Here is a 24,411-nt window from a genome sequence, read left to right as displayed (position 1 = left end):
CAGCGGCGGTGAGAGCGCTCTCATACCAGCGCGTCGCTGTTGATATGTCAAGAATGGTCTTCATGCGCGCACTCAAGGTGGATCTTGCCCGGGCCGGGTCGCTGGAGCTGTCCGAACTGCCCGATCCGGTACCCGGACCAGGCGATCTGCTGGTCGAGGGAGTGGCGATCGGCATCTGCGGGACGGACCGCGAAATCGTGCGCGGGGAGTTCGGCACCGGCGGCACCCTGGTGATCGGGCACGAGTCGCTGGGCAGGGTGATCAGCGGACCGGGATTCGAACCGGGCTCACTGGTGGCGGGCGTGGTCCGCAGACCCGACCCGGTGCCGTGCGTGGCGTGTGCGCGCGGGGAGTTCGACATGTGCCGGAACGGCCAGTACACCGAGCGCGGGATCACCGGCCTCGACGGGTACGGCTCGACGCTGTGGACGGTGCCCGCTGAGTACGCCGTGGGGGTCAGCTCGTCGACGGGGGTGCTCGTCGAGCCGGCGTCGGTCGTGGTCAAGGCGTGGGAGCGGCTGGACCGGCTGGCACCGTTCCCGTTCGAGAGCGTGCTCGTGACCGGGGCGGGGCCGATCGGGCTGCTGGCGGCGTTGATCGGCGTGCAGCGGGGGCTGGACGTGCACGTGTTCGACCTGGCCGAGTCGGGCCCGAAACCGGACCTGGTCGAGTCGCTGGGCGCCACCTACCACCGGACGCTGCCCGACTGCCCGGTCGTCATCGAGGCCACCGGGGCGCCGTCGCTGGTGGCGCGGCTGCTGGGGCGGGACCTGGTGTGCCTGACCGGCGTGCCGTCCACCGAGGTGATCCCCGCCGACATCGGGCAGATCAACCGGGACCTGGTGCTGCGCAACGGGATCGTGTTCGGGACGGTCAACTCGAACCCGAGCCACTACCGGGAGGCCTCCGCGGTGCTGGACCGGGCGGACGACGCGTGGCTGTCGGCGATGATCACTCGGCGGGTTCCGCTGGAGTCCTATGTGGAGGCCTTCGAGTCGCGGCCAGGAGACGTGAAGGTGGTGCTGGAGCTGTGATCGCGGCTGCCAGCACGATCGCGGCCGCCAGGAGCAGCGCCTGGTGGTAGCCGTGGCGCAGCAACGGGGTGGCGATCAGCGGGCCGATGATCTGGCCCGCCGAGTAGCCGGCGGTGAGGGTCACCGCGGCTCTGGGGAAGCCGAGATCGGTGCCGAGTTCGAGGGCCGTGGCCGCGATGCCGATGAACGTGCCGCCGAACAGGAGGACCGCGATCAGGGCCGAGCCGTCGACGAGTGCTGGGAGGGCGATGCCCACTGCCTGAATCGCGAGTGCGATGGGGAGGGCGCGGCGGCGTGGCCTGATCAGCACGGGGGAGAGAGTGGCGGAGAGGCCGACCAGGATCCACGCGGTGTTGCCGAGCGGGCCGCTGATGGCGGCGACGAGGAAGGTCGCGGCGATGATGTAGCCGACGCCTTCGAGGGTGTAGGCGGCGAAGAGGGTGGCGAACGCTCGCCGGGTGGAACGGCTCGCAGGTGGACGCCGGGTACTCCGGCTTCCCGGGACTCGCTGGGGGGAACCGCTCTCGGGTGGTCGTCGGGTGGAACGGCTCTCGGGTGGCTCGTGCGGCGTCTGGATCGATCCCGACTCACCGGCCCCCAGGGGGCGTCGAGGCCCCACTCCAATCATCTCAGGCGGGTCTGACAGTTTCGGCGCGTCCGGCTCCAGCCCCCACGCCACGGTCGTCAGCACCGCCGCCACGCCGGCCGCCAGCCACCAGGCCATCGCCCAGTCGCCCCAGCCCAGCAGCCCCGACAACGCGATCCCGACCCCGACCCCGCTCATCCCCCACCCGGGCCGCGCGTTCACCGCAGCCACGAACACCACCGCGCTCGCCACACCGGCCACCAGCCGCAGCACGAACCACGCGGCCATGCCGTGCACCAGCGGCATCCCGGCGAGCGTGGCCACGAGCAGCACGAGCGCGACACGGTTCGTGGTCCGCGACGGCGCCCGCACGATCGTGGCGAGCGCACCGACGAAGTAGCCGAGGTAGTTGGCGGTGGCCAGCGACGCTGCCGAAGCGGCCGACAGCCCCGCCTGCGCGGTCATCAGCGGCAGGATCGGCGTGTAGACGAACCGCCCGACGCCCATGGCCGCCGCGAGTGCCGCGGCGGCCTGACGGGCGCTCACAGCCGGCCGGGGTCGTTCGGGTGAGGCTGCACGGCCGTGACGGTGAAGGCCATCCACGGGCTCAGCGGGAGGGTGCCGAGCACATGGGACTGGAGGTCGGCCTCGTCCTCGGCCCGCCACAGGCCGATGCTGCGCAGCTCGCCGACGGGCCGCCACAGCCGGACGAGGTTGCCGCTCGTCGTGAGCTCCTTGGCCCGGACGGCTTCGGCCGCGCGGCGCGAGTCCACTTCGGACTGGGGTGTGCCGTCGGGGATCGTGGTGGTGATCTCGACGATGAACTCTCTCATGACCTCATCGTGCGACCCGGCGACGAGGGACGCCACGACCGGCTTTCTCCCGTGTGGGAGCCTCAGCCTCCTAGGATGCGAGGCGTGGAACTGCGTCAGCTCAGGTACTTCCTCGCCGTCGCCGACGAACTGCACTTCGGCAGGGCAGCGGCGAGGCTGTTGATCGCAGGGCCGTCGCTGTCGCAGCAGATCAAGGCGCTCGAACGGGACCTCGGTGTGCCGCTGTTCGCCCGCGACCGCCGCACCGTCGCGCTCACGTCCGCCGGTGCCGCGCTGGTCCCCGAGGTGCGGGCGTTGCTGGAACGGGCCGACGAGCTGCAACGGCACGCGCGGCAGCTGTCCGGGTCGCGGCCGGTGCGGATCGGGTACGTGAACTGGCTGCCGCCGGACCTGACCACTCGCACGGCCGGGGTCGCGCAGCTCTACGTGGACGCCTGGGTCGTGCCGTCGCACCAGCAGGCGGCACGCGTGGCGGACGGCAGCCTCGACCTGGCCGTGTGCTGGATCCGCAAGGCCGAGGCCGCACAGCTCGGGCTCAAGGCGCAGCTGCTCGGCGCGGACCGGCTCTACGCGGTGGCCGTGGGCACGGACACGAGCCCCGTCAGGGCCAAGGACATCGCGGTGCTGGTCGACGACGACGTGACGTCGTGGCAGTCCTGGAACGACTACGCCGAGGAGTTCGCCAGGGACACCGGCTGCGTCGTCCGGCGCATCCACAACGGCGCGATCACCGGGCCGGCGTTCTTCGACCACGTCCGGGTCTGCACGACGCCGGTCCTCAACTCGCCGAAGGGCCAGACCACGCCGTTGCCGCCCGATCTGGTGCAACGGCCCGTCGTCGACCCCGAGGTGCTCTGGACCTGGTCGCTGGTGCGCAGGGAGGACGAGGAGCGCGCGGACGTGATCGCCGCCGCCGACGCGATCGTGCGGGACGTGGGCGACCTCGGTCTGGACCGCGCCTGGCTGCCCTCGGACGACCCCTACCGTGCGGTGCGAGGCTGAGCCTCTCACGAGGGAGGAAACGGGTCGCAATTCCGCGAAATGAAATCTCGATCGCGGGTCGTTGTGGCTGACAGTTCCACTTCTCCTCCTTCGAAAGCGAGCAGGAAATGACCAGCAGGGTGGCAATCGTCACGGGTGCGTCGCAGGGAATTGGCGCGGCACTCGTTCCCGCCTATCGCAAGCTCGGCTATTCGGTTGTCGCGGTCTCACGTTCCGTCGAGGACTCGGACGACCCCGAGGTGCTCGCGATCCGCGCCGACCTCAGCAAGCCCGGTGAGGGCGCGCGGGTCGTGCAGGAGACGCTGGCGCGGTTCGGCCGGATCGACTCGCTCGTGAACAACGCCGGCATCTTCGTCGCCAAGCCGTTCACCGAGTACACCGACGAGGACTTCGCGGCCGTCACCGGCACCAACCTGATCGGGTTCTTCGACATCACCCGCAGCGCGGTGGCGGCGATGGAGGCGAACGGCGGCCACGTCGTGAACGTGTCCACCACGCTCGTCGACCACGCGCTGTCGGCGGTGCCCTCGGCCCTCGCGTCGCTGACCAAGGGCGGTCTGAACGCCGTCACCAGGTCCCTCGCCGTCGAGTACGCGGCCAGGGACATCCGCTTCAACACCGTCGCGCTCGGCATCATCAAGACGCCGATGCACGCCCCGGAGACCCACGAGGCGCTGGCCGGACTGCACCCGGTCGGCCGGATCGGCGAGATCTCCGAGGTCGTCGACGCGATCACGTTCCTCGAGCAGGCCGGCTTCGTGACGGGGGAGATCCTGCACGTCGACGGCGGCCAGAGCGCGGGGCACTGACATGGTCCTCGAAGACGTCATGGACCGGTGGAAGGACGCCGTGGACGCGCACGACCCCGAGCGCGTGGCGTCGAACTTCACCGAGGACGCCATTTTCCAGGGGCTGCACCCGTACGGAGTCGGACGCCAGGCCGTCGCGGACTACTACGATTCCCAGCCCATCGGCCTGAAAGCCGAGTACAAGATCCTGGAAACGCGCCGGCTCGCCGATGATCTGGTGCTCGGCTATTTGAGTGTCGATTTCTCGTTCGTCGACCGGCCGGCCATCACCGTCAACCTGAGCGTGCTGGTGAGGGGAGACCTGATCGCGCACTACCAGGTCTCCCGGCTGGGCTAGTGGTGTGACCCAGAAAGTCGGCTGGGTAATTCACGCGCAGCAGGGCACGATGCACCCGTCTGACCGCGAATTCGCCCGGCAACTTTCTGGGCCACACCACACCACTAGGGCGCGGCCCGCAGGCCGGGAAAACCTTTCGAGAACACCACCCCGGCCTGCCACCCTGGTGCGATGCTGCTCAAGCTGACCGGCTCCAGCTGTTCAGGCAAGACCACGCTCGCCTTCTCCGCGGGCGAGCGGCTGAGCCGGCTCGCCGTGCACGACTTCGACGAGGTCGGTGTACCCGAAAGCGCCGATCGCCACTGGCGCCACCGCGAGACCGAGACGTGGGTGCGTCGCGCGCTGGAGTACCAGGACCGCGGGGTCGACCTCCTGCTCACCGGGCAATCCCCGCTGGGAGAGGTTCTCGCCGCTCCCAGCGCCCCGCTGCTGGAGGGAGTCGCGGTGTGCCTGGTCGACGTGTCCGACGAGGTCAGGCGGAGCAGGCTCACCACGCGCGACGCGGGCCGGTGGGACGCGCCGGCGGTGGACGCCTTCCTCGGCTGGGCCGCCTGGCACCGCGAGCACGCCAGGAATCCCCGGCACCTGCCCGAGGCCGTCATCGACGGCGGCTGGCCTCGGATGGCCTGGCACCGGTGGACCGGGTGGACCGCCGACGATCAGCGGTGGTCCACCCACCTGGTCGACACCACGGACCGGCCCGTCGCGGAATGCGCGGATCAGGTCGAGCGATGGGTGACCCAGCAGCGCGACGCGCTCCGATCCGGTCGGCTCCCCCTCTCACGGGGCTGGTCGGATCCGGCAGTCGTCCGAGCCCATCACGACTAGTGCCTGCGAGGCTCCCGGCCGAACGGCGACGGTGGTCGCTCGAGGTCGGGAGCCTTCGGGATCGGCATGGTCACCGGTGCGTCCGCGGTGATCGTGATCGATTCGCCGTGGTGCTTCGTGGTCAGCGACGTGCCGTCCACGATCCGGTAGGTGGCCTCGCCCTGGCGCACGTCCACAGCGATTCTCGTGCCCTGGAAGGACATCCGGAACGAGAAGCGCGTCAGCTCGTCCGGCATCCGCGGCGCGAACGTCAGCTCGCCACCGTGGTCGCGCATACCGCCGAACCCGGCCACCAGCGCCGTCCACGCACCCGCCAGCGAGGCCATGTGCAGGCCGTTGGTGACGTTGCTGTGCAGGTCGTGCAGATCGGTGAACGCGGCCTCGACCAGGTAGTCGAACGCCAGCCCGAGATGCCCGACCTCGGCCGCCAGCACCGCCTGCGTGCCCGCCGACAACGACGAGTCGCGCACCGTGCGGGCCTCGTAGTAGGCGAAGTTGCGGGCCTTCTCGTCCTTGGTGAACGCGTCGCCGCGCACGTGCATCGCGAGCACCAGGTCCGCCTGCTTCACCACCTGACGGCGGTACAGGTCGAAGTACGGGAAGTTCAGCAGCAGCGGGTACTTCTCCTCCGGGGTGTTCTCGAAGTCCCACTCGGCGTGCTTGGTGAAGTTGTCCGCCTGCGGATGCACCTGGAGCATCTCGTCGTACGGGATCGCCATCGCGTCCGCGGCCCTGCGCCAGGCCGCGATCTCTTCTTCCGTTACGTCACAAGGGTTTCGTTCGGCTGCGTCGGCGGCCGCGCGCAGGTTCTGCTGCGCGATCAGGTTGGTGTAGACGTTGTTGTCGACGATCGCCGAGTACTCGTCCGGGCCCGTCACGCCGTCGATGCGGAACCCGTCGTGCCGGTCGTGGTGGCCCAGCGAGCACCACAGCCGTGCGGTCTCCACGAGGATCTCGGTGGCCTCGTCGCGGTCGAAGGCCTTGTCACCTGTGGCGTTCAGGTACTGCTGGACGGCGTAGGCGACGTCGCCGGAGACGTGGAACGCGGCCGTGCCCGCCGGCCAGTACGCGCTGCACTCGGCGCCGTTGATCGAACGCCACGGGAACGCTGCTCCCTTGAGCCCCAGCACTTTCGCGCGGTCGCGGGCTTTGTCCAAAGTGGCGTGACGCCACCGCAGCGCGTCGCGGGCGGCGTCGGGCAGCGTGTAGGTGAGCACCGGGAGCACGAACATCTCGGTGTCCCAGAACGCGTGGCCGTCGTAGCCCGGTCCGGTGAGGCCCTTTCCGGGGATGGCGCGGGATTCACCGCGTGCCCCGGCCTGCAGGATGTGGAACAGCGCGAACCTGATCGCCTGCTGCAGCTGGTCGTCGCCGTCGATCTCGATGTCGGCGACCTCCCAGAAGTCGTCCAGGAACTCCTTCTGCTCCTGGACGAGCCCGTCCCAGCCGGTCTGGCACGCGCCCGCGAGCGCTGCCTCGACCTGCGCTCGCAGCGCCGGTGTCGACCGCTGCCCCGACCAGCCGTAGGCCAGGTACTTGGTCAGCTTCAGGCAACCGCCCGCCGGCACGTCGACCGCCACCGTGAACCGGGCCAGATCGTCCTCGGCACTGATCTCGGTGCGCACGTCGACGCCGTCGACCTCGACCTCGTGGTCCATCGCGGCGGCCATGCGCAGCTCGGACACCTTGGTGCGGTGGCACAGCACCGCCCGCGTCTTCTCCGCCATCTTGAAGTCGTTGACCAGCGGGGAGTCCAGCGCGGCCGCGACGCGCGGATCGCTGCTGCGGCTCACGATCGGCTCGTTGGCCAGCAGGTCGGACTGGACGACGAGCTGCAGGTCGTCCATCGGCTCGACCTCGTAGCAGATGGCGACGACCGCGCGCTGTGTGAACGACACGAGCCGTTCGCTGCGCACGATCACACGCCTGCCCGTGGGCGACTCCCAGACCGTGCGGCGTCGCAACGTGCCGGAGCGGAAGTCGAGCGTGCGTTCGTGCTCGATCGCGTTGCCGTAACGCATGTCCAGCGGCTCGTCCTCGACCAGCAGGCGGATGATCTTGCCGTCGGTGACGTTGACGACGGTCTGGCCCGCCTCCGGGTAGCCGTAGCCGCCCTCGCCGTACGGGAGCTGGTGCTCCTCGTAGAAGCCGTTGAGGTACGTGCCGGGAAGGCCGCGCGGCTCGCCCTCGTCGAGGGTGCCGCGCAGGCCGATGTGACCGTTGGCCAGCGCGAACGTCGACTCGGTCTGGTGCAGGTCGTCCACCGACAGGCCCTGCCAGCGCAGCTGCCACGGTTCGACCGCGTAGCTCATGAGAGCAGCTCGTCGAGCTCGTCGACGACCACGTCGGCGCCGTGCGACTTCAGCGCATCGCGCTGGCGGCCGCGGTCGACGCCCACGACGAACCCGAAACCGCCGTCGTGCCCCGCCTGCACGCCCGCGAGCGCGTCCTCGTAGACGGCGGCGTTCTCCGGTGCGGTCTTGAGCCTTCTGGCGCCCTCGACGAACGAGTCCGGCGCCGGTTTGCCCCGCAGGTTCGACGCGGTGATCACGTTGCCGTCCACCAGCGCGTCGACGTAGTCGAGCAGGTTGCCGGCGCGCAGCACGCGCATGGCGTTGGCCGACGAGGTGACGACGCCGATGGGCAGGCCGGTCTCGCGCGCGGCCTTGAGGTAGGTGACCGACGCGGGGTAGGGCGTGATGCCCTCCTTGTCGATGATCTCGTTGACCAGGTCGTTCTTCTGGTCGCCGACGCGCCGGACCTCGTCCTCCGACGGGGTGAGGCCGCGGGAGGTCAGGAAACTGCGAACGCCGTCGTAGCGCGGCTTCCCGTCCACGTAGGCGAGGTAGTCCTGCTCGCTGAACGGCTGGCCCATGGCCTCGAACGTCTGCCGCCACGCCTGGCGGTGCAGGACGGCCGTGCTGGTGAGCACGCCGTCGAGGTCGAAGAGCAACGCAGTGATCTTCTCCGGGATGCCGAGGCTCATACGTCGATCATGCACCCGTGTCGCCGACATCGCTTCGCTCTTCCTTCAGGCGTTCATCGAGTGGTCGCGGATGTGCCTGCTCGTACTCGGTCGTCCCGTACCTGTTCGACTCGGCCCAGCCCTCCTCCGGCTCGGTCTCCAGCGGGTCGTGGCCGAGGTTGTCCTCGTCGAGGCCCTCGGCACCGCTCTCCTGGACGTAAGCACCGCGTTCTTCGCTCATGTCCCGGGCAATACCCAGTTCGGCGTCATCCGATGCTTTGACCGACCAGCGAACCGATCGCATAGGTGACTCCCATGGCGATCAGCCCGCCCGCGATGTTGCGGATCACGGCGCGCCGCTTGTTCGCACCGCTGAGCCTGGCGCTGATGAAACCGGTGAGGGCGAGGGAGAGGATGGCGGCGACGACCGTGACCGGCACGCGCAGGCTGGTGCTCGTGAAGGCGATCGCGGCCAGGGGGAGCAGCGCGCCGATCGTGAACGCGATGAAGCTCGCGATGGCGGCGCCCCACGGGTTCGTCAGCTCGTCCGGGTCGATGTGCAGCTCGGCCTCGGCGTGGGCGGCCAAGGCGTCGTGCTTGGTGAGCTGCTCGGCGACCTCCTGCGCGGTCTCCTCGTCGAGCCCCTTGCCCTGGTAGATCTCCTTGAGCTCCGCCAGCTCCTCCTCGGGCGTGTCCCTGAGCTCGCGGCGTTCCTGGGCGAGGAGGGCGCGTTCGGCGTCGCGCTGGCTGCTGACGGACACGTACTCGCCGCTGGCCATGGACATCGCACCCGCGAAGAGGCCGGCCAGGCCCGCGACGAGGATCTGGGTTCGGTCCGTGGTGGCACCGGCGACGCCCACCACGAGGCTGGCGGTCGAGACGATGCCGTCGTTCGCACCGAGGACGCCGGCGCGCAACCAGTTCATCCGGTCGCCGGTGACCTCGTCGTGGGGCTCGGGGTGGGTCATTTCCGCAGGTTAGCGCTGGCGCCCCTGCGTGTGGCGCGCCCACGCCGCCACACCGTTCGGGCTCTGCTGAACGGGTGAGTTATCGCTGGTCAGGGACTGGAGGTTCATTTTTTGTCAGACCCCCGTGGCATCCTGTCGAACAGGTGTTCGTCAGGCGTGCTAGAGGAGGTCAGTTCCCGATGCAGATCGAACCCCGTCGCTGGCCAGGCCGTGTGGTGCCGTCCACCGATGCCGACGTCGCCGTCGCCGTCGAGTCCCTGTGCGTGCGTGCCTCGTGGGCCGACGCCGACCGCCGCTGGGTGCGGCGCCTGCTCGAGCCGTGGTTCACCGCGGGCTGGTGCGTCGACGCGCTGCTCGTGGCCATCGACAAGAAGCCGGACGGCACCCGCCAGGGCCGCCCGCGTTCCCGCGCCCAGGTGGCGCACGAGTTCCTGCGCGCCCGCCTGCGCACCTGGACGGCGGACGGCGCGGGCCTCGCCAAGCCACCGCTGGCCGGTGTGACGCTGGGCGAGTGGTACCGGGTGAACCGTCGCAACGCCGCGTTGCACGCGCCCCGGCGCGGGTCGGGGCTCGGCGCCGAGGGGCAGCGGGCTCGGGCCGAGTCGCGGGCGCTGGCTCATCGGCGTGATCCGGTGGAGCGCAGCCGGGAGAAGGGACGGCGGCGGCAGGAGGTGCTGGACAGCCTGCTCGTGCCAGGGCAGGAGGCGCCTTCGTTCGCCGACTCCTGGAAGCTGGTTGCCGAGTTGGTGCCGGTGCAGCGGGTTTGTTCGGCTTGCGGGCATGTGCGGGGTGAGGTGTCGCGGCCGGCGCATCGGGTGGCGTAGGAGCAGTGTGGCCTGGTGGCTGGGGTGTGGGTGCCGCGAGCCTCACCGAACCGGCTCCGAGCCGGCCCCGCTCTGGTCCAAGCCCCCTACCTGCGACTTCCCCGAAAAATGATTGGTACCGCCCCACCCCGGGAACACAAAACGAGTTTCTTGTTTCCGAAGAAGGGGCCGACATGCTCGAAGTGACGCCGATGGCTGCCGAGGTCATCAACGAGCTGACGTCGCAGTCAGAGGGCACCACCGACGACACCGGCCTGCGTTTCGCTCTGGCCACCGAACAGAACAGCCAGGCCGCGCTGGAGCTCTCGCTGAGCCAGCCCGTCGACGGCGACGAGGTGGTGGCGGCTCCCGCGGGCGCCACGGTCATCATGGAACCGGCGGCCGCCCAGTACCTCGAGGACAAGGTGCTCGACGTGCGGCAGGACGACGAGGGCAACCCGGCGTTCGCGATCGCGCGCCAGGACCAGCCCGGCTGAGACGAAGATTCTTGGTCAGGTGGAATCAACGGCGATCTCCCGCCTGACATGCGAATCGGGCCGGGTCCCTCGACGTCGAGGAACCCGGCCCGATTCGTGCGAACCCCGTGATCAGGGGATGGTCAGCACCTGACCGGGGTGGATGAGGTCCGGGTTCGCGATGCCGTTGGCGGACGCGATCTCCCCGTAGCGGTTGCCGTCGCCGTAGAAGCGCTCGGCGATGGCCCACAGCGAGTCGCCGCCCTCGACCGTGTGGGTGCGCGCGGCCGGCGCTGCGGGCGCGGGCGGGGCCTCCTCGACCGGGGCGGGAGCCGGTGCGGCCGCCTCGGGGGTGGGCTGCGGGGAGTCCGTGTTGGTGTTGGTGGCCCAGCGGGCGCTGCCGTCGCCGGCGAACACGACCAGGTTCCTGTCGTCCTGCAGGACCAGGCGGGCGCCCTCGTTGCCCTGGGTACCGGTGGACCACACGGCGTTGTCGTCGCTCGTGTAGAGGACGAAGTTGCCGTCCTCCTGGAACGCGGCACGCACCGCGCCCTTGCCGTCGGTACCGCTGGCCCACACCGTGCCGGTGTTCTCCGACAGCACCAGGTTGCCGTCGGACTGCAGGGTCAGCATGTACCCGTTGGCACTGGTCAGCTGCTGGCCGCGGGTGAGTTCCTGCCCTGCTTGCAAGGTGTCCACAAATCGCTCCACTTCGGACGACGGCGACGCCCGAATCGGCGCCGCCCGCAGCGGAACCTAGTCAAGGCACCCTCTGCCCGCCCGGTCACCGGCGCACGTGTACCCGAGGGAGTGAAAAACGCCCCCTGCCAGTGAAGGCAGGGGGCGTTCAGCACGAACGAAGAGGTCAGCCCTCGATGCGGCGGATGACCGAGATCGGGCCGATCGAGTCGATGTCGGCGATCTTCACCGGCTGACCCTCGGTCGACGCGTGCACGGCGCGGATGCCGTCCACCGCCATCGCCACGTGGGACTGGCTCGAGTAGTAGACGATGATGTCGCCGGCCTTGACCTCGCCACGGCCGACCGCGCGACCGGCGGCCGCCTGGGCGTAGCTGGTGCGGCCGATGGAGACGCCCGCCGAGGCGTACGCCTTCTGGATCAGCGACGAGCAGTCCCAGGTGTCCGGACCGTTCGAGCCGTAGACGTACTGCTTGCCGCGCTGGTTGAGCGCGAACTGCAGGGCGCGGCCCGCGGTGCCCGCCGGCACCGAGATGTTCGACATGTCGCCGGACGCGGCCAGCTGGTTCTTCACCGTGGTGCTGAGCGAGCGGTACGCGGCCGTCGCCTCCGCGAGCTGCTTGTCGAGATCGGCCTTCTTCTGGTCCATCTCGGCGAGGAGCTTCTTCGACGTCTCGGTCGCCTCGTTGGCCGACTTCGTCGCGTCGTCGGCCGCCTTGACGGCGTCCGTCAGCTTCTGCAGCGCGTCCGCGTTGTCGGCCGCGAGGATGTTGATGGCCGACATGCGGTTGAGGAAGTCCTGCTGCGAGTCGCTCACCAGCAGCGCGGAGATCTGGCTGAAGTTCGCGCCGGAGTTGGTGGCCTCGGTGAGGAGGTCGACCTGACCGCGGAGCGCCTCTTCCGCCTGCTGGGCGGTGGCCAGGTCGCCCTTGGCCTTCTCCAGCTGACCCTGCTTGGCCTTCAGGTCGTCCTGGGCCTTGAGGTGGTCCTGGTTGAGCTTGGAGGCCTGCTCGGACAGCTCGTTGAACTTCTTGAGCGCGTCCGCGGCATTGGGCTGTGCGGTGGCCGGCGAGGTGGGGAGCGCCGCTGCGACGACAGCTGCCGTCGCCACGAGAGCTCCACGCACGATGCGGCGTGAGGGTTGCGACACCACGTCGCGGTTCCTCCTTTTTCCTGGCAGCCGCCCCGCGAGAACTACTCCGCGTAAGGCGACAACCTTGGCGTGTGCCCCGAGTGGGTTAACTGCTGGGCCGAAGGTCTCGGACAGGTTACGGAATGACCTTGTCCCCGTCTAGCACCGGGTCCTCAACAGTTCACCGGCCCGCACGCTCTCACAGTCGTCCACGTGGGTTTATCGCGGGGTGGGAGAGACGCGTCACCCGACCACCCGGCGAATCACCGAGATGGGTCCGATCGAGTCGATGCTCGCGGTCTTCACCGGCACGCCCTCGGTCGACGCGTGCACCGCGGTGGTGCTGTTCACGGCCATGGCCACGTGCGACTGACCCGAGTAGTAGATGATCAGATCGCCCGCCGCGACCTCACCACGGCCCACGGCGCGGCCGACCTTCGCCTGGTCGTAGGTGACGCGCGGGATGGTCACCCCGGCGGACCGGTAGGCGGCCTGCATCAGCGACGAGCAGTCCCACGAGTTCGGTCCGTTCGAACCGAAGACGTACGGCTTGCCCTGCTGGCCGAGCGCGAACGTCAGCGCGGCACCGGCCGCGCCGGGAGGGGCGTTCACGGTGACCTTGGGGCCGGTGCTCGCCAGGGTCTGCTGCTGGGGCGCGGTCAGCGACTTGTACTTGTTCCGCGCGACCGTCACCTGCTGGTCCATGGCGACCTTGCGGGTGGCCGTCTCGGAGGCGAGCTTCTCGGCCGCCGAAGCCGCGTTGGCGGCATCGGTGCGCGCCTTCTGGGCCTCGTTCAGCGTGGCGCTCATGCGCTCGACCGCGGCGTTCTGGTCGGCGGCGATGATGTTCATCGCCTGCATGCGCTCCAGGAAGTCCTGCTGCGACGTCGAGGTCAGGAACGCCGAGAGGTCGTTGAGCCTGGCGCCCTCGAACGTCGCCTCGGTGAGCGTGTCGACCTGGCCGCGGAACTGCTCCGACTCGGCCAGCGCCTTCTTCTCGGCCTCGGTGGCGGCGACCACGATCCCGTTCGCCCTCGACAGGTCGTCCTGCGCCTTGAGGTGGTCCTGGCTGAGCTTCTCCGCCTCGCGCGTCAGGTCGTTGTAGACCTTCAGCGCGTCGTCGGCGGGTTGCGCGTGCGCCGAAGGCATCGACACCACCGTCGCGGCGATCACGGCGGCCAAAGCGGTAGTCCTTGCAGCACGGCCGGGCACGCGGCCTCCTCAGGAGTCGGAATCGGCTTCTGAGGAGGCGTACGGCCAAGCGGCCGAAAGGGTTCAGCCTGTCCAGCCTTTCCTGGTCGCACGCGGGGCCCTCCCGTACTGCATGACAGTACGAAAGCGCCCCGCGTGCGTCGACATAAGGCAAATATTCGTCAATGAGCGAATCTGTGTGGGATGCGCTGGTGGAGTGCACGCGGGGAGCTTTCGTACTGCATGACGGTACGAAAGGGCCCCGCGTGCGGGTTTGGTCAGGCGGCCCGGTGTGCCTCGATCGAGGCACGGCATGCGGCGATCAGGCGGGCGGTGGCGGCGCTGCCCCCGCGCCCACAGCGGGGGCAGCGCATCGCGACGGCGCCGGCGAGCTCGTCGACCACGACGCCGTCGTCCTCCGCGTGGTCTTCCTCGACCGGTGTTGCGATGAGAGTGGCGATCATGACGACCCTCCGATCCGGAACCTGCCTTCTGCTAGGATGTCGAACCGGCGACCGCGGAGTCGACACGGGCCGCGAGCTTTTTCAGCGCCCACGCACACCCGAGCCCCACGGCCGTGAGGACGAGCCACGGCACCCAAGGCACGCCTGCCCGCGCGGCCGCGTCGAACCCGACACCGGTGAGCAGGTTGCCGAGCAGGATCCCGACGCCCACGACCGTGTTGTAGAGCCCGTAGTGCGTCGCCACGAGCCGGTCGCCCGACAACGAGACGATCTTGTCCATCTCGAACGGGAACACCACCATCGTCCCCAGCGCGAGCAACGCCGCGCACAGCACCAGCCCGGTCCAGCCGCCGTGGATCGCCGGCAGGAACGCCAGCCCCAGCACCGCCATCCCGACGACCAGCGACCGGTCAGGGCCGAACCGGGCCCGCGCCCACGCCGTCACCCGCATCTGCCCGGCGACCGCCAGCACGCCCGACACGGCGAACAGCACGGCGGTCAGCACCGCCGAGCCTGAGGCCAGCGGCAGCGCCAGGTAGACCTGGAACGACAGCACGTACGACCCGGTCATCGCGAGCGCGAACAGCACGAACCGCCGGTTCGAGAAGACCAGCCGCCAGTCGGTGAGCACCGAGTCCCCGGACGGCGAACCCGCCCGCGCCGGCAGCGACCGCCACTGCAGCACCGTCAGCACGAGGAACACGGAGGCCGCCACCAGGCACGTCAGCCGGAAGTCCACGGCCGTCAACGCCAGCCCGACCAACGGCCCCACCAGGATCCCGGTCTGGTAGAAGACGTTGAACAACGCGAACGCCTCCACGCGGCGCGGCCCGGCATCAGCGGCCACGTAGGCCCGCACGGCGGGGTTGAACAACGCCCCGGCGAACCCGGTGGCCGCCGACGCGATCACCAGCGCCGGCACGCCGTCCACGAACCCGAGCAGCGCGAACCCGCCCGTCCGCAGCGCGCAGCCCGCCACGATCAAAGGCTTGTACCCCAGGCGGTCCGCCAGCGTGCCACCGATCAGGAACATGCCCTGCTGCGCGAAGTTCCGCACGCCCAGGACGAGTCCGACGGCCCATCCGGCCAGTGCCAGCGTCACCGACAGGTGCGAGGCGAGGTACGGCATCAGCATGTAGAAGCCCACGTTGATGCTGAACTGGTTGAGCAGCAACAACTGCACGCTGCGGTCGAACGAGCGGAACTGCGCGATCACGCCGTCACCGCCATGGGGTCCACAACGGAGTCGCACCTCGTCCAGGACAGCACTTCGCGCTCCTGTGGCGACGACATCTCCGCCGGATCGGCCGCCGGAACCACGTCGAGCAGTCCGTGGGCGGTGCAGTACTCGTCGTTGAACACCGTGTCGAAGTAGCGCTGTGGCCCGTCGGGGAACACCGCGGCGATCCGGGTGCCCTCCGGGGAGGTCCTCGCCAGCCAGGACGCCACCAGCGCCACCGCGCCGACGCTCCAGCCGCCGCTCGCGTAGTGCCGGGCGGCCAGCGTCCGGCACGCCCACACGGCCTCGCCGGGGTTCACCCAGTGCACCTGGTCGAACGCCTTGTAGTCGACGTTGCGCGGGAAGATGCTCGACCCGAGGCCGCGCATCAGCCGGGTCCGCGCGGGCTGGCCGAAGATCGTCGAGCCGATCGTGTCGACGCCGACCAGCCGCAACGACGGGAAGTGCGTGCGCAGCACCGAGGACACGCCCGCGCTGTGGCCGCCGGTGCCCACGGCGCACACGAGCACGTCCACGTGCCCGAGCTGTTCAGCCAGTTCGTGGGCCAGAGGGGCGTACGCCGCCACGTTGTCCGGGTTGTTGTACTGGTCGGGGCAGTACCCGCCGGGCAGCTCCGAAAGCAGTGCCGCCACGCGCTCGCGCCGGGCCTCCTGCCAGCCGCCGGTCGGATGGGGTCGGTCGACGACGTCCACCGTCGCGCCGTACGCGCGCAGCATCCGCGCGATGATCGGTTCCAGTCCGGGGTCGGTCACCAGGGTGACTGGAATGTCGTGCACGATCCCGGCGAGCGCGAGACCGAGGCCCAATGTGCCGCTGGTCGACTCGACGACGTGCCCGTCCGGGCGGAGATCACCGCGCTCCAGCGCCCGGCCGATCATGTGCAGGGCGGCGCGGTCCTTCATCCCGCCGCCGGGGTTGGCGCTCTCCAGCTTCGCCCAGAAGCCGGTGGGGGACGTGCGCGACAGCTCGTCGATCCAGAGCACGGGCGTGCTCGTGTGCAACACGGGAACAGACATGGGGGTTCCTCGAAGATCGGGGTGACATAGGCCGGTGAAGAGGGGTCGGCCTATGTCCGCGAGATCCCGAGATCGAGCAGCAATGTACGCCCGGAACTCACGTGTCCGGAGCGCCACGAACACGCACGCGTGCCGGCGGCAGGACGTGCGACGGGTTCGGCGTCCGCCCGCGGCGCGACCGGCGACAGGGGACTGACCTGCACGGCGGCCTGCGCGGGCGCGGCGGGGGACGCGTGGTGGGTCTCGCCGTGGTGGCAGAGCTCGCCGGAGATGCCGGGCGTGAACGCGGCGTGGTGGGCAGGCTCCGGTGGGCATGCCGGGTGCAGGACGAACACCGCGACGAGCATCAGTGCGACGACGACAGCGAAGCGACGCCCTGTCGTCAGTTGGTTCCGCACGGTGACAAACCTACCGGTGTGCGCGATCTTGTAAAGCCTCTTGATAAGTTAGGTAAGCCTAAACTCAGGAGGTGGACAGATGCGCAGGACAGTCGCCGCGGTTCTGCTGCTCGGCCTAGTGGCCGGGTGCGGTGGAAACGCTCCCGCGGAGCAGGGGAGCGGCCAGTGGTCCTTCAAGGACGATCGTGGCAAGGAGGTCACCGCGCCGAAACGGCCGGAGCGCGTCGTCGCGCAGGTGTCCGCCGCGGGTGCTCTCAAGGACTACGGCGTCAACGTCGTCGGCACGTTCGGTCCGCTCAAGCGCGCGGACGGCACGACCGACCCGGAGGCGGGCAGCATCGACCCGAGCCAGGTCACCGACATCACCGGTCCCGGCTACGGCGAGATCGACTTCGAGAAGTTCGCCGCGCTGAACGCCGACCTGGTCGTCGCCGGCTACTACCCCGAGGTCTCCGGGCTCTGGCACCTCACGGCCGAGTTCGAGGAGAAGGTCCTCAAGGTCGCCCCGACCGTCGGCATCGGCCAGTCGAAGATCCAGCTGCCCGACGGTGTCAAGCGCTTCAAGGAGCTCGCGAAGTCGCTCGGCGGTGACGTCGACTCGGCGAAGGTGAAGGCCGACGAGGAGGCGTTCACCAAGGCCGCCGACCGGCTCAAGGCCATCGGCGCGAAGATGACGGCCGCGAACCAGAAGATCCAGGTCATCGGCGCGGACCCGAAGCTCTTCTACGTCGCCGTGCCCGCCCGCAACCCCGACCTCGACTGGTACGTCAAGGAGCTCGGCCTGCCGCTGCTCACGCCGGACAAGCCCGACACCGAGGGCGGCGGCTACTTCCAGTCGCTGTCGTGGGAGAACTCCGGCACCTACAAAGAGCACGTGATCATGTGGGACACCCGCCAGCACGTGCTCACCCCGGAGCAGATGAAGGAGGGCCACCCCGTCTTCCAGGGGCTGCCCGCCGTGCAGGCAGGCCGGTTCGTCGAGTGGAACGCGGTCGCCCCGCTGAGCTACACCTCCTACGCCGGGATCATGAACAAATTGGCTGACCAGCTGGACCAGGTGTTGGCAAAGTAGCCGTGTGCTGACGCTTCTGAAGGAGAACGGCCCGTTGCGCGTGCTCAGCACCGCACGGGTCGTTTCTGTTGTGGGGGACGCGCTCAGTCTCGTCACGCTGATGGTGCACGTGCAGTCCGTGCTCGGGAAAGCGATCGCGGTGGCGGCGCTGCTGCTCGTGGGCGACTTCGCGCCGTCGTTGCTCAGTCCGCTGACCGGCGTCATCAGCGACAGGTTCGACCGGCGCACCGTCATGATCGTCTGCGAGGTCGCGCAGGGCGTGTTGCTGGCGGTCATCGCGTTCACGCTGCCGCCGTTGCCGCTCCTGCTCGCACTGGTGGGTGTGCGGGCCGTGATCGGGCAGATCTTCATCCCGGCGTCGCGGGCGGCGGTGCCGAGCCTGGTCGCGGAGAAGGATCTCGCGCAGGCGAACACCGCGCTGGGCCTGGGATCCAACAGCGCCGACGTCATCGGGCCGTTCCTCGCGGCGTTGCTGCTGCAGTTCATGGACACGCGCGGCGTGCTGCTGGTGGACGCGGTCTCGTTCGGTCTGTCGGCGTTGTTGTTGCTGCGCCTGCCGAAGCTCGTCGTGCCGTCGGAGCCGGGGGAGACGGTGTTCACCGACGTGAAGGCCGGGGTGAGCGAGATCTGGCGCAACCGGCCGTTGCGGATCGTCTTCCTCGGCTTCTGCGGTGTCGTCGCGTGCACCGCCATCGACGACGTGGCGGTGCTGCAGCTGACGATGGGGGTGTTCGGCGAGTCCGACAGCGTCGCCGGACTGGTGCTCGGCGCGGTCGGCATCGGTCTGCTGCTCGGTTATGCGTTGCTGGCCAACGGATCCGCGCGGTGGAGCATGGTCGCGTTGCTCGTCACCGGGTTCCTGGTCAGCAGCGCGGGCAACCTGTTCACAGGCCTGGCGTGGGGCGTCGCGTCGGCGTTCGCGCTGCAGGCCGTGCGGGGACTGGGCATCGCGGCGATGGACGTCGCGCACAGCACGCTGATCCAGCGGCTCGTGCCCGGTGATCGGACGGGCAGGGTGTTCGGCAACTTCTACGGCGGAATCGGTGTGGCGGCGGCGGTGTCGTACATCGCCGGCGGTCTGCTCATCGACGTGGCGGGCCCGCGGCTGATCCTGGTCGTGGCGGGCGGCGCGGGGGTTTTGGTGTCGCTGTGGGTTGTTGCCGCTGCACGGGCAAGAGGTGTTGAGTGGGAATCAGCCTCTTGAGGGGAGAAGGCGATGTGGGGGAAACGCATTGCTGTTCTTGCTGTTTCGTTGTTGCTGACCGGATTGACCGCTTCCGTCGCGCGGGCCGGGACCGGGGTCGTGCCCGCGTCGACGTCCTGGCCCGCCGCTGACCGCGGCTGGGTGCTGGGCCTCGACATCCTGTGCCAGACTGCGAACTGCCCGCAGCTCGTCCGCACGTTCGACGGCGGCGCGTCGTGGACGCGCGTGAAGACCCCGGCGCTGTCCGTGCCGGAGACCGACCGCCTGCGCGTCCTCTTCGCGAACGACGCGGCGGGCATGGTGACCGACGGCGAGCACCTGTTCGTCACCAGCAACGGCGGCACGCGCTGGGAACCGTCCGGCATCAAGGGAACCGTTGGCGCGCTGGGCTTCGACGACTCCGGGTTCCTCGCGGTGATCTACGACGGCACGTCCTCGCGGCTGTTCCACCGCGAGCTGTGGTTCGGCTCGTGGCAGCCGGTGCCGGGCGTCGAGGTCAAGGGCCAGTCGCGCGGGGACATCGCGCCCGGTCAGGTCTCGCTGTCGACGATCGGTGTGGAGAGCCGGTACTGGACGCGGTCTCCGGCGGGCTGGCTGGAGGAGCCGGCTCCGTGCACGGAACTCTCGGCCACCAGGCTCGGCACGGTCGGCACCGACCGCTATGCGTTGTGCAGCTTCGATCCCGGGTTCGGGAACATGACGAAGGAGCTGCGCCAGGCCTCGGGTGGTGGGCCGTTCAAGACCGTCAGCACGCCGCCGCGTGAGGGGATCACGACGGGCTTCGCGGTGTCACCGGAGGCGGCGCTCGTGGCGTCGACCGGGCGCGACTGGTCGTTCGTGCATCGCGGCGTCGGTGCGAAGTGGGACACGCCGCTCACACTGGGCGGACCGTCGTTCGAGGACCTGGCGTTCTCGGACCCGCGGCACGCGGCCTTCGTGCGCGGCGGGCCGGGGCAGGAGTTCGCCGAGCTGTACCGGACCGATGACGCCGGACTGACCTGGAAGATCTTGTCGGTGTAGGCCGGTACGCTCGAATTCGTGGAGCCCTACGAACACGGCATGCTCGACGTCGGGGACGGCAACCAGGTCTACTGGGAGACCGTCGGCAACCCCGACGGCAAGCCTGCCGTGTTCCTCCACGGCGGCCCCGGCGCGCCGTCGAAGGGCGCCAGGAAGTCCATGGACCCGGCCAGGTTCCGCATCGTGATCTTCCACCAGCGGGGCTGTGGCCAGAGCACCCCGCACGCCTCCGACCCGGCGGCGGACATGAGCGTCAACACCACCGAGCACCTGATCGCGGACATGGAGAAGCTCCGCGAGCACCTCGGCATCGAGAAGTGGTTGCTGTACGGCGGTTCCTGGGGATCCACGCTCGCGGTCGCCTATGCGCAACGGCATCCGGAGCGCGTCTCCGAGCTGATCCTCATCGCGGTGACGATGTCGTCGCCGCGCGAGGTGGACTGGCTCTACCGGGGCGCCTCCCGGTTCTTCCCGGAGGCCTGGGCGAGGTTCAGCGCGCACGCCGGTGACCCGCCGGACGTCGTGCGGGCGTACGCGGACCTGATGGAGAGCCCGGAGCCGGCCGTGCGGGAGCAGGCAGCGCTTGAGTGGTGCCGGTGGGAGGACACCGTGCTGTCGCTGGAGAACTTCGGCCAGCCGGACGTGTTCGCCGGCCGGGCGTCGGACGAGGTGATCGCGCTCGTGCGGATCATCGCGCACTACTACGCGAACCACGGCTTCGTGGACGACCTGCTGGGCAACGCCGGCAAGCTCGCGGGCATCCCCGCCGCGCTGGTCCACGGGCGGCGCGACCTGAGTTGTCCGGCCGACACGGCCTACGCGCTGGCGCAGGCGTGGCCGGAGGCCGAGCTGGCCCTCGTGGACGACAGTGGCCACAAGGGCAGCCCCGCGTTCGCGGAGGCGATCACGTCTGCGGTCAGGAGGTTCTCCCCATGACACAACGGAAACCGCCAGGGATGGGCTTCGAGTCGTGGATCGACAAGCAGATCCGCGAGGCCCAGGAACGCGGCGAGTTCGACGGCCTGCCGGGAGCCGGCAAACCGTTGCCCGGCGCGGGTGAGGCGCTCGACGAGGACTGGTGGATCAAGAGGAAGGTGCGGGAGGAAGAGGGCACTGCAGGGTTGCCCCCTTCCCTGGTGCTGCGCAAGCGGGCCGAGACCGCCAGGGCCCGTGCCCTGGCGGCCGCGACCGACGAGGAGGCGCGCTCGATCATCGAGCGGATGAACGCGGAGATCCTCGACGCGCTGCGGAAACCGTTGTCCGGTCCGCCGTTGAACCTGATGCCGTTCGACGTCGACGAGCTGCTGCGTGAGAGGAAGGGGACCTCACGCGATCGGTGATCAGCTCGCGTTGATGTCGATGCAGGAGTAGAACGCCATCGCGGTGTCGCCGATGTTCCAGACGGCGAGGACCTTGTGGCGGCCGGCCGAGCCGACGTTGACGGTGTGCGACACGGTGGCCGGCGGCTGCTGGTTGTTGCCGCTGAAGGTCGCGACCTTGCGGCCGTCGACGAAGTAGTCGTAGTCACGCGTGCGGTGACGCGCGGTGAACGTCCAGTTGAACGTCACCGAACGGCCGGTGTTGGTGACCTTCCAGCCCTTGTTGTCGTTGCTGAGCTCCGCGAACTGCGACAGGTTGGCGTGGCAGCTCTGCAGACCCTTGGGACCCTCCACCGACTGCGGCTCCCACCGGATCGCACCGCAGTTCAGGGCAGCGTTGCTGGCGCACTGCGCCTGACGGCTGGCAGGTGAGTTCACGTAGCCGTGCGCGAACGCCGTGCCGGAGGGGAGTGCCACGACGATCAACGGTGCAGCGAGAACGCCGGCCATGGCGGCCGTTACCTTGCGTCCAATCTTCATGTGTCTTCCTTTGCCTTGATGTTGGCGTACTCCCGTTACATCGCGGCGGCGATTGAAGGTCTAGACCATACCGCGCGTAATCGCCGCGCCACAAGACGTGTCCGGCAGATCAGTCAGGTGAGCGAGTGCCGCTCCGCTTCGTACAGCCGCGAAGCGCGATCGGATGTGCGCGAAGTCGTTGGTTCCTGTGGGAATCAAGGGTTCGATCTGAGCGCTTCGCGATGCCGGGCGTGGGCTTGTGCGGGTTCCCGGTCCGGGAGGCGTGGACCGGTTCGCGGACCGGAATCTCGCGGAACGTCGACGGAGTGTGATCAGGTCACCGTCTCAGCACGCGGCCGATCTCGCGCCCTCGGCCACCGCATTCGCGCAGTTCAAACCCGTTTGTGGGCAGTGCTGCATTTCTCGGCCGACATTTCTTCGCGGTGGGTTCGCTTCTAGAATCGCGCGCATGTGGTGGCCGGTGGACTCGCGGACTCGTCTGGTGGGACGGGAACGCGAGCTGACCACCGTGCGGAGGCTGTTGCGGCGGCACCGGCTGGTGACGCTGGTCGGTCCTGGTGGGGCCGGGAAGTCGCGGCTCGCGGCGGAGCTGAGTCCTGGTGAGACCGTCGTCGAACTGGAGCCCGTGCACCGGCCGGAGCTGCTGTGGCACGTGATCGCGTTCTCGCTGAACGTGTGGGAGGAGCCGGGTTCGCCGCTGCACGCGACCGTCGTGCGCGCGCTGGCCGACCATCGCGTGCTGGTGCTGGACAACTGCGAGCACCTGATCCGCGAGGCCGCCTCGGCGGTGGCCGAGCTGCTGGCCGGATGCCCCCGGCTGCGCGTGCTCGTGACCAGTCGCGAACCCCTCGACCTGGCCGGCGAGATGTGCGTCGAGATCGGGCCGCTCTCGCCGGTGGACGCCCGGCAGATGTTCGTGGAATGCGGTGGCGCGCCGGAGCTCGCCGACTCGGTGCGGGACCACCTGCCGCTGGCGATCGAGCTGGCCGCGGCGAGGACCGACCTGCCCGCGCGCCACCGCACGCTCGACGCCGTGATCGGGTGGAGCTACGACCTGCTGTCGCCGGTCGAGCAGTCCGCGTTGCGCAGGCTCTCCTGCCTGATCGGCGACTTCGACCTCGACCTGGCCGCCGCGGTGTGCGGTGACCCGGCGGACGCCGTGCAGCTGATGGCGACCTTGCGCGCCAAGTCGCTGGTGGTCCGCTCGCCCTCGTCGTCGAGCGCGCGGTTCCGGATGCTCGAGTCGATCCGCCTGTTCGGCCTGGCACGGCTGGAGGAGTGCGGTGAGGCCGAGGAGGCGTTCGACCTCTTGGTCGCCGCGCTGGCCGGCAGGATCCGGTCCGCGGCGGCGGCACCCGTTGTCACGGCGGAGATGGACGCGTGGCTGGCGAGTCAAGAACACCAGCTGTTGCAGGCGGTGGAACGCGTCCCGCACACCGACCCGCGGCACACGTGGCTCGTCGCGGGCGTCGTGCACGTCTGGTTCGTGCGCGGCTCCTACAGCGAGGCGATGCGCCTGACGTCCGCCGCCCTGGCGCACGGTCCGCTGACGTCGCACTCGGAACTGCTGCTCTTCCGCGCGGCCTGGCTCGCCGGCTTCACCGGTGACGACGTGACCTCGTTGCGCTACGCGGAGGCTCTGGTCGCTCACCCGGCCATGAGCCAGCCGGCGTGGGAGGCCCGTGGGTGGAACACCCTGGGGTACGCGCGCGGGCTCAACGCCGATCTCGCCGGTGCCCGCACCGCGAACGAACGGTCGTTGGCCGCGGCACGGTCGCTGGGCGACCCGGCATTGCTGATGACGTTCCTGAACAACCACGCCTGGCTGCTGATGCGCCTGGACGACCTGCCCGGCGCGCTGGCGGCCACCCTGGAGTCGCTCTCGTTCGGAGTGCTGGACAGCTTCCGCCTGATGGCCTCCCGGCACACGGCCGGAGTGATCGCGTTGGCGGCGAACGACGTCGACCAGGCAGAGCACCACTTCGGGATCGCGTTGCGCGTGGGGGCTCCTACTGCCGTGTCGCAGGTCGGCGTGCTCGAAGGGCTGGGTGTCGTGGCGGCACGCAGGGGCGACGCCGACCGTGCCGTGGTGCTGCTGGCCGCGGCGGCCGCCACCCGCAGGACGCGCGGCTCCCGGCAGGAAGAACCCTGGAACCGCATGGTGGAGGACGCCCGCGAGCTCGCCCTGTCGTCCGCCGGGCCGCGCCGGGCGTCGCGGGCGTGGTCGCTGGGGGAGCGGCTCGACCACGCGGGGCTGCTGGCGTACGTGAGCACGGCGCGGCGGGACGAACCGCTGACCACGCGGCAGCGGCAGATCGCCGGCCTCGTGGCGGAGGGGCTGACCAACACGGAGATCGCGGTGCGGCTGGGGATCTCGGTCGCGACCGTGCGGTCGCACGTCACGCAGATGCTGTCCAAGCTGGGGCTCTCGTCGCGGACCCAGCTCGCGGCGAGGACGGCGAGGGCGCGGTGACC

27 protein-coding genes are annotated in these 24,411 nt (G+C 69.7%); 13 read left to right on the top strand and 14 right to left on the bottom strand.

Annotated features, from left to right (window positions below):
• Window positions 1–62 precede the first annotated feature (62 nt).
• The gene (locus ACSHWB_RS46435; RefSeq protein ID WP_439659732.1) at window positions 63–1,034 is read left to right on the top strand and encodes an alcohol dehydrogenase catalytic domain-containing protein; all 972 of its coding nucleotides are present in this window, start codon (window positions 63–65) and stop codon (window positions 1,032–1,034) included.
• Here ACSHWB_RS46435 and ACSHWB_RS46430 read toward each other — a convergent pair.
• Entirely contained in the window at window positions 952–2,166 is a 1,215-nt protein-coding gene (locus tag ACSHWB_RS46430) for a YbfB/YjiJ family MFS transporter (protein ID WP_439659731.1), read from the bottom strand. The two genes, ACSHWB_RS46435 and ACSHWB_RS46430, sit on opposite strands and share 83 nt — an antisense overlap.
• Window positions 2,163–2,453: a muconolactone Delta-isomerase family protein gene (locus ACSHWB_RS46425; RefSeq protein ID WP_439659730.1), complete on the bottom strand. Its 291-nt coding sequence runs from the start codon at window positions 2,451–2,453 to the stop codon at window positions 2,163–2,165. The genes ACSHWB_RS46430 and ACSHWB_RS46425 overlap by 4 nt, the downstream gene beginning before the upstream one ends.
• Before the next feature lie 84 nt (window positions 2,454–2,537).
• Between ACSHWB_RS46425 and ACSHWB_RS46420 the strand changes: the two genes are divergently transcribed.
• The 4 genes from ACSHWB_RS46420 (at window position 2,538) to ACSHWB_RS46405 (ending at window position 5,429) form a co-directional block, all read left to right on the top strand.
• Window positions 2,538–3,455, top strand: a complete 918-nt coding sequence (locus tag ACSHWB_RS46420) for a LysR family transcriptional regulator (protein ID WP_439659729.1) — start codon at window positions 2,538–2,540, stop codon at window positions 3,453–3,455.
• A gap of 107 nt (window positions 3,456–3,562) precedes the next feature.
• A complete protein-coding gene (locus tag ACSHWB_RS46415; RefSeq protein WP_439659728.1) occupies window positions 3,563–4,264 on the top strand; it encodes an SDR family NAD(P)-dependent oxidoreductase in 702 nt (233 codons plus the stop codon).
• Window position 4,265: 1 nt separating this feature from the next.
• Entirely contained in the window at window positions 4,266–4,601 is a 336-nt protein-coding gene (locus tag ACSHWB_RS46410) for a YybH family protein (RefSeq protein ID WP_439659727.1), read from the top strand.
• Between the two features lie 171 nt (window positions 4,602–4,772).
• Window positions 4,773–5,429, top strand: a complete 657-nt coding sequence (locus tag ACSHWB_RS46405; RefSeq protein ID WP_439659726.1) for a hypothetical protein — start codon at window positions 4,773–4,775, stop codon at window positions 5,427–5,429.
• On the opposite strand, the gene ACSHWB_RS46400 is transcribed toward ACSHWB_RS46405, so the two are convergent.
• From ACSHWB_RS46400 to ACSHWB_RS46385, 4 genes are read right to left on the bottom strand one after another with little or no spacing between them, the layout of a single operon-like run.
• Window positions 5,426–7,741 carry a glycoside hydrolase family 65 protein gene (locus ACSHWB_RS46400; protein ID WP_439659725.1) on the bottom strand — a complete coding sequence of 772 codons (2,316 nt, stop codon included), beginning with the start codon at window positions 7,739–7,741 and terminating at the stop codon, window positions 5,426–5,428. The two genes, ACSHWB_RS46405 and ACSHWB_RS46400, sit on opposite strands and share 4 nt — an antisense overlap.
• Window positions 7,738–8,415, bottom strand: a complete 678-nt coding sequence (locus ACSHWB_RS46395; RefSeq protein ID WP_439659724.1) for an HAD family hydrolase — start codon at window positions 8,413–8,415, stop codon at window positions 7,738–7,740. Before ACSHWB_RS46395 ends, ACSHWB_RS46400 begins: the two co-directional genes overlap by 4 nt.
• A gap of 7 nt (window positions 8,416–8,422) precedes the next feature.
• Complete coding sequence (locus ACSHWB_RS46390) at window positions 8,423–8,635, bottom strand: hypothetical protein (RefSeq protein ID WP_439659723.1); 213 nt, start codon at window positions 8,633–8,635, stop codon at window positions 8,423–8,425.
• A gap of 25 nt (window positions 8,636–8,660) precedes the next feature.
• On the bottom strand, window positions 8,661–9,362 hold the full coding sequence (locus ACSHWB_RS46385) for a VIT1/CCC1 transporter family protein (protein WP_439659722.1): 702 nt from the start codon (window positions 9,360–9,362) through the stop codon (window positions 8,661–8,663).
• Window positions 9,363–9,541: 179 nt separating this feature from the next.
• On the opposite strand from ACSHWB_RS46385, the gene ACSHWB_RS46380 reads away from it, so the two are divergent.
• Together ACSHWB_RS46380 and ACSHWB_RS46375 are read left to right on the top strand one after the other, a co-directional pair.
• Window positions 9,542–10,186, top strand: a complete 645-nt coding sequence (locus ACSHWB_RS46380) for a hypothetical protein (protein ID WP_439659721.1) — start codon at window positions 9,542–9,544, stop codon at window positions 10,184–10,186.
• A gap of 173 nt (window positions 10,187–10,359) precedes the next feature.
• Window positions 10,360–10,662 carry an iron-sulfur cluster biosynthesis protein gene (locus ACSHWB_RS46375; protein ID WP_439659720.1) on the top strand — a complete coding sequence of 101 codons (303 nt, stop codon included), beginning with the start codon at window positions 10,360–10,362 and terminating at the stop codon, window positions 10,660–10,662.
• A gap of 111 nt (window positions 10,663–10,773) precedes the next feature.
• On the opposite strand, the gene ACSHWB_RS46370 is transcribed toward ACSHWB_RS46375, so the two are convergent.
• The 7 genes from ACSHWB_RS46370 to ACSHWB_RS46340 form a co-directional block, all read right to left on the bottom strand.
• Window positions 10,774–11,340, bottom strand: a complete 567-nt coding sequence (locus ACSHWB_RS46370; protein WP_439659719.1) for a LysM peptidoglycan-binding domain-containing protein — start codon at window positions 11,338–11,340, stop codon at window positions 10,774–10,776.
• 166 nt (window positions 11,341–11,506) lie between these two features.
• Window positions 11,507–12,451 carry an NlpC/P60 family protein gene (locus ACSHWB_RS46365; RefSeq protein WP_439659718.1) on the bottom strand — a complete coding sequence of 315 codons (945 nt, stop codon included), beginning with the start codon at window positions 12,449–12,451 and terminating at the stop codon, window positions 11,507–11,509.
• A 264-nt stretch (window positions 12,452–12,715) separates the two neighbouring features.
• On the bottom strand, window positions 12,716–13,684 hold the full coding sequence (locus ACSHWB_RS46360) for a C40 family peptidase (RefSeq protein ID WP_439659717.1): 969 nt from the start codon (window positions 13,682–13,684) through the stop codon (window positions 12,716–12,718).
• Between the two features lie 257 nt (window positions 13,685–13,941).
• Window positions 13,942–14,127, bottom strand: a complete 186-nt coding sequence (locus ACSHWB_RS46355) for a hypothetical protein (protein WP_439659716.1) — start codon at window positions 14,125–14,127, stop codon at window positions 13,942–13,944.
• 31 nt (window positions 14,128–14,158) lie between these two features.
• The gene (locus ACSHWB_RS46350; RefSeq protein WP_439659715.1) at window positions 14,159–15,343 is read right to left on the bottom strand and encodes an MFS transporter; all 1,185 of its coding nucleotides are present in this window, start codon (window positions 15,341–15,343) and stop codon (window positions 14,159–14,161) included.
• Complete coding sequence (locus ACSHWB_RS46345) at window positions 15,340–16,383, bottom strand: PLP-dependent cysteine synthase family protein (protein ID WP_439659714.1); 1,044 nt, start codon at window positions 16,381–16,383, stop codon at window positions 15,340–15,342. Before ACSHWB_RS46345 ends, ACSHWB_RS46350 begins: the two co-directional genes overlap by 4 nt.
• A gap of 50 nt (window positions 16,384–16,433) precedes the next feature.
• Window positions 16,434–16,781, bottom strand: a complete 348-nt coding sequence (locus tag ACSHWB_RS46340; RefSeq protein ID WP_439659713.1) for a hypothetical protein — start codon at window positions 16,779–16,781, stop codon at window positions 16,434–16,436.
• Between the two features lie 79 nt (window positions 16,782–16,860).
• On the opposite strand from ACSHWB_RS46340, the gene ACSHWB_RS46335 reads away from it, so the two are divergent.
• From ACSHWB_RS46335 to ACSHWB_RS46315, 5 genes are read left to right on the top strand one after another with little or no spacing between them, the layout of a single operon-like run.
• Window positions 16,861–17,853, top strand: a complete 993-nt coding sequence (locus ACSHWB_RS46335; RefSeq protein WP_439659712.1) for an ABC transporter substrate-binding protein — start codon at window positions 16,861–16,863, stop codon at window positions 17,851–17,853.
• Window positions 17,854–17,857: 4 nt separating this feature from the next.
• Window positions 17,858–19,057 (top strand): MFS transporter, encoded by a 1,200-nt coding sequence (locus ACSHWB_RS46330; RefSeq protein WP_439659711.1) that lies wholly within the window; start codon window positions 17,858–17,860, stop codon window positions 19,055–19,057.
• A gap of 12 nt (window positions 19,058–19,069) precedes the next feature.
• Window positions 19,070–20,077, top strand: coding sequence for a hypothetical protein (locus ACSHWB_RS46325; protein ID WP_439659710.1), 1,008 nt, complete (start codon window positions 19,070–19,072; stop codon window positions 20,075–20,077).
• An 18-nt stretch (window positions 20,078–20,095) separates the two neighbouring features.
• The gene (pip, locus tag ACSHWB_RS46320; RefSeq protein WP_439659709.1) at window positions 20,096–21,013 is read left to right on the top strand and encodes a prolyl aminopeptidase; all 918 of its coding nucleotides are present in this window, start codon (window positions 20,096–20,098) and stop codon (window positions 21,011–21,013) included.
• Window positions 21,010–21,417, top strand: coding sequence for a DUF1992 domain-containing protein (locus tag ACSHWB_RS46315; protein WP_439659708.1), 408 nt, complete (start codon window positions 21,010–21,012; stop codon window positions 21,415–21,417). The genes pip and ACSHWB_RS46315 overlap by 4 nt, the downstream gene beginning before the upstream one ends.
• On the opposite strand, the gene ACSHWB_RS46310 is transcribed toward ACSHWB_RS46315, so the two are convergent.
• Window positions 21,418–21,936, bottom strand: a complete 519-nt coding sequence (locus tag ACSHWB_RS46310; protein ID WP_439659707.1) for a lytic polysaccharide monooxygenase auxiliary activity family 9 protein — start codon at window positions 21,934–21,936, stop codon at window positions 21,418–21,420. It lies immediately after the preceding gene.
• A 448-nt stretch (window positions 21,937–22,384) separates the two neighbouring features.
• Here ACSHWB_RS46310 and ACSHWB_RS46305 point away from each other — a divergent pair, with 448 nt between their 5' ends.
• Window positions 22,385–24,409, top strand: coding sequence for an ATP-binding protein (locus ACSHWB_RS46305; protein ID WP_439659706.1), 2,025 nt, complete (start codon window positions 22,385–22,387; stop codon window positions 24,407–24,409).
• The last annotated feature ends 2 nt before the right edge of the window (window positions 24,410–24,411 follow it).

Origin of the sequence: Lentzea sp. HUAS TT2 (genome assembly GCF_051853195.1) — a bacterium.
GTDB lineage: Bacteria > Actinomycetota > Actinomycetes > Mycobacteriales > Pseudonocardiaceae > Lentzea.
The sequence above is the reverse complement of the archived record's forward strand: the minus strand, read 5'-3'. Positions and strand labels throughout refer to the sequence as shown.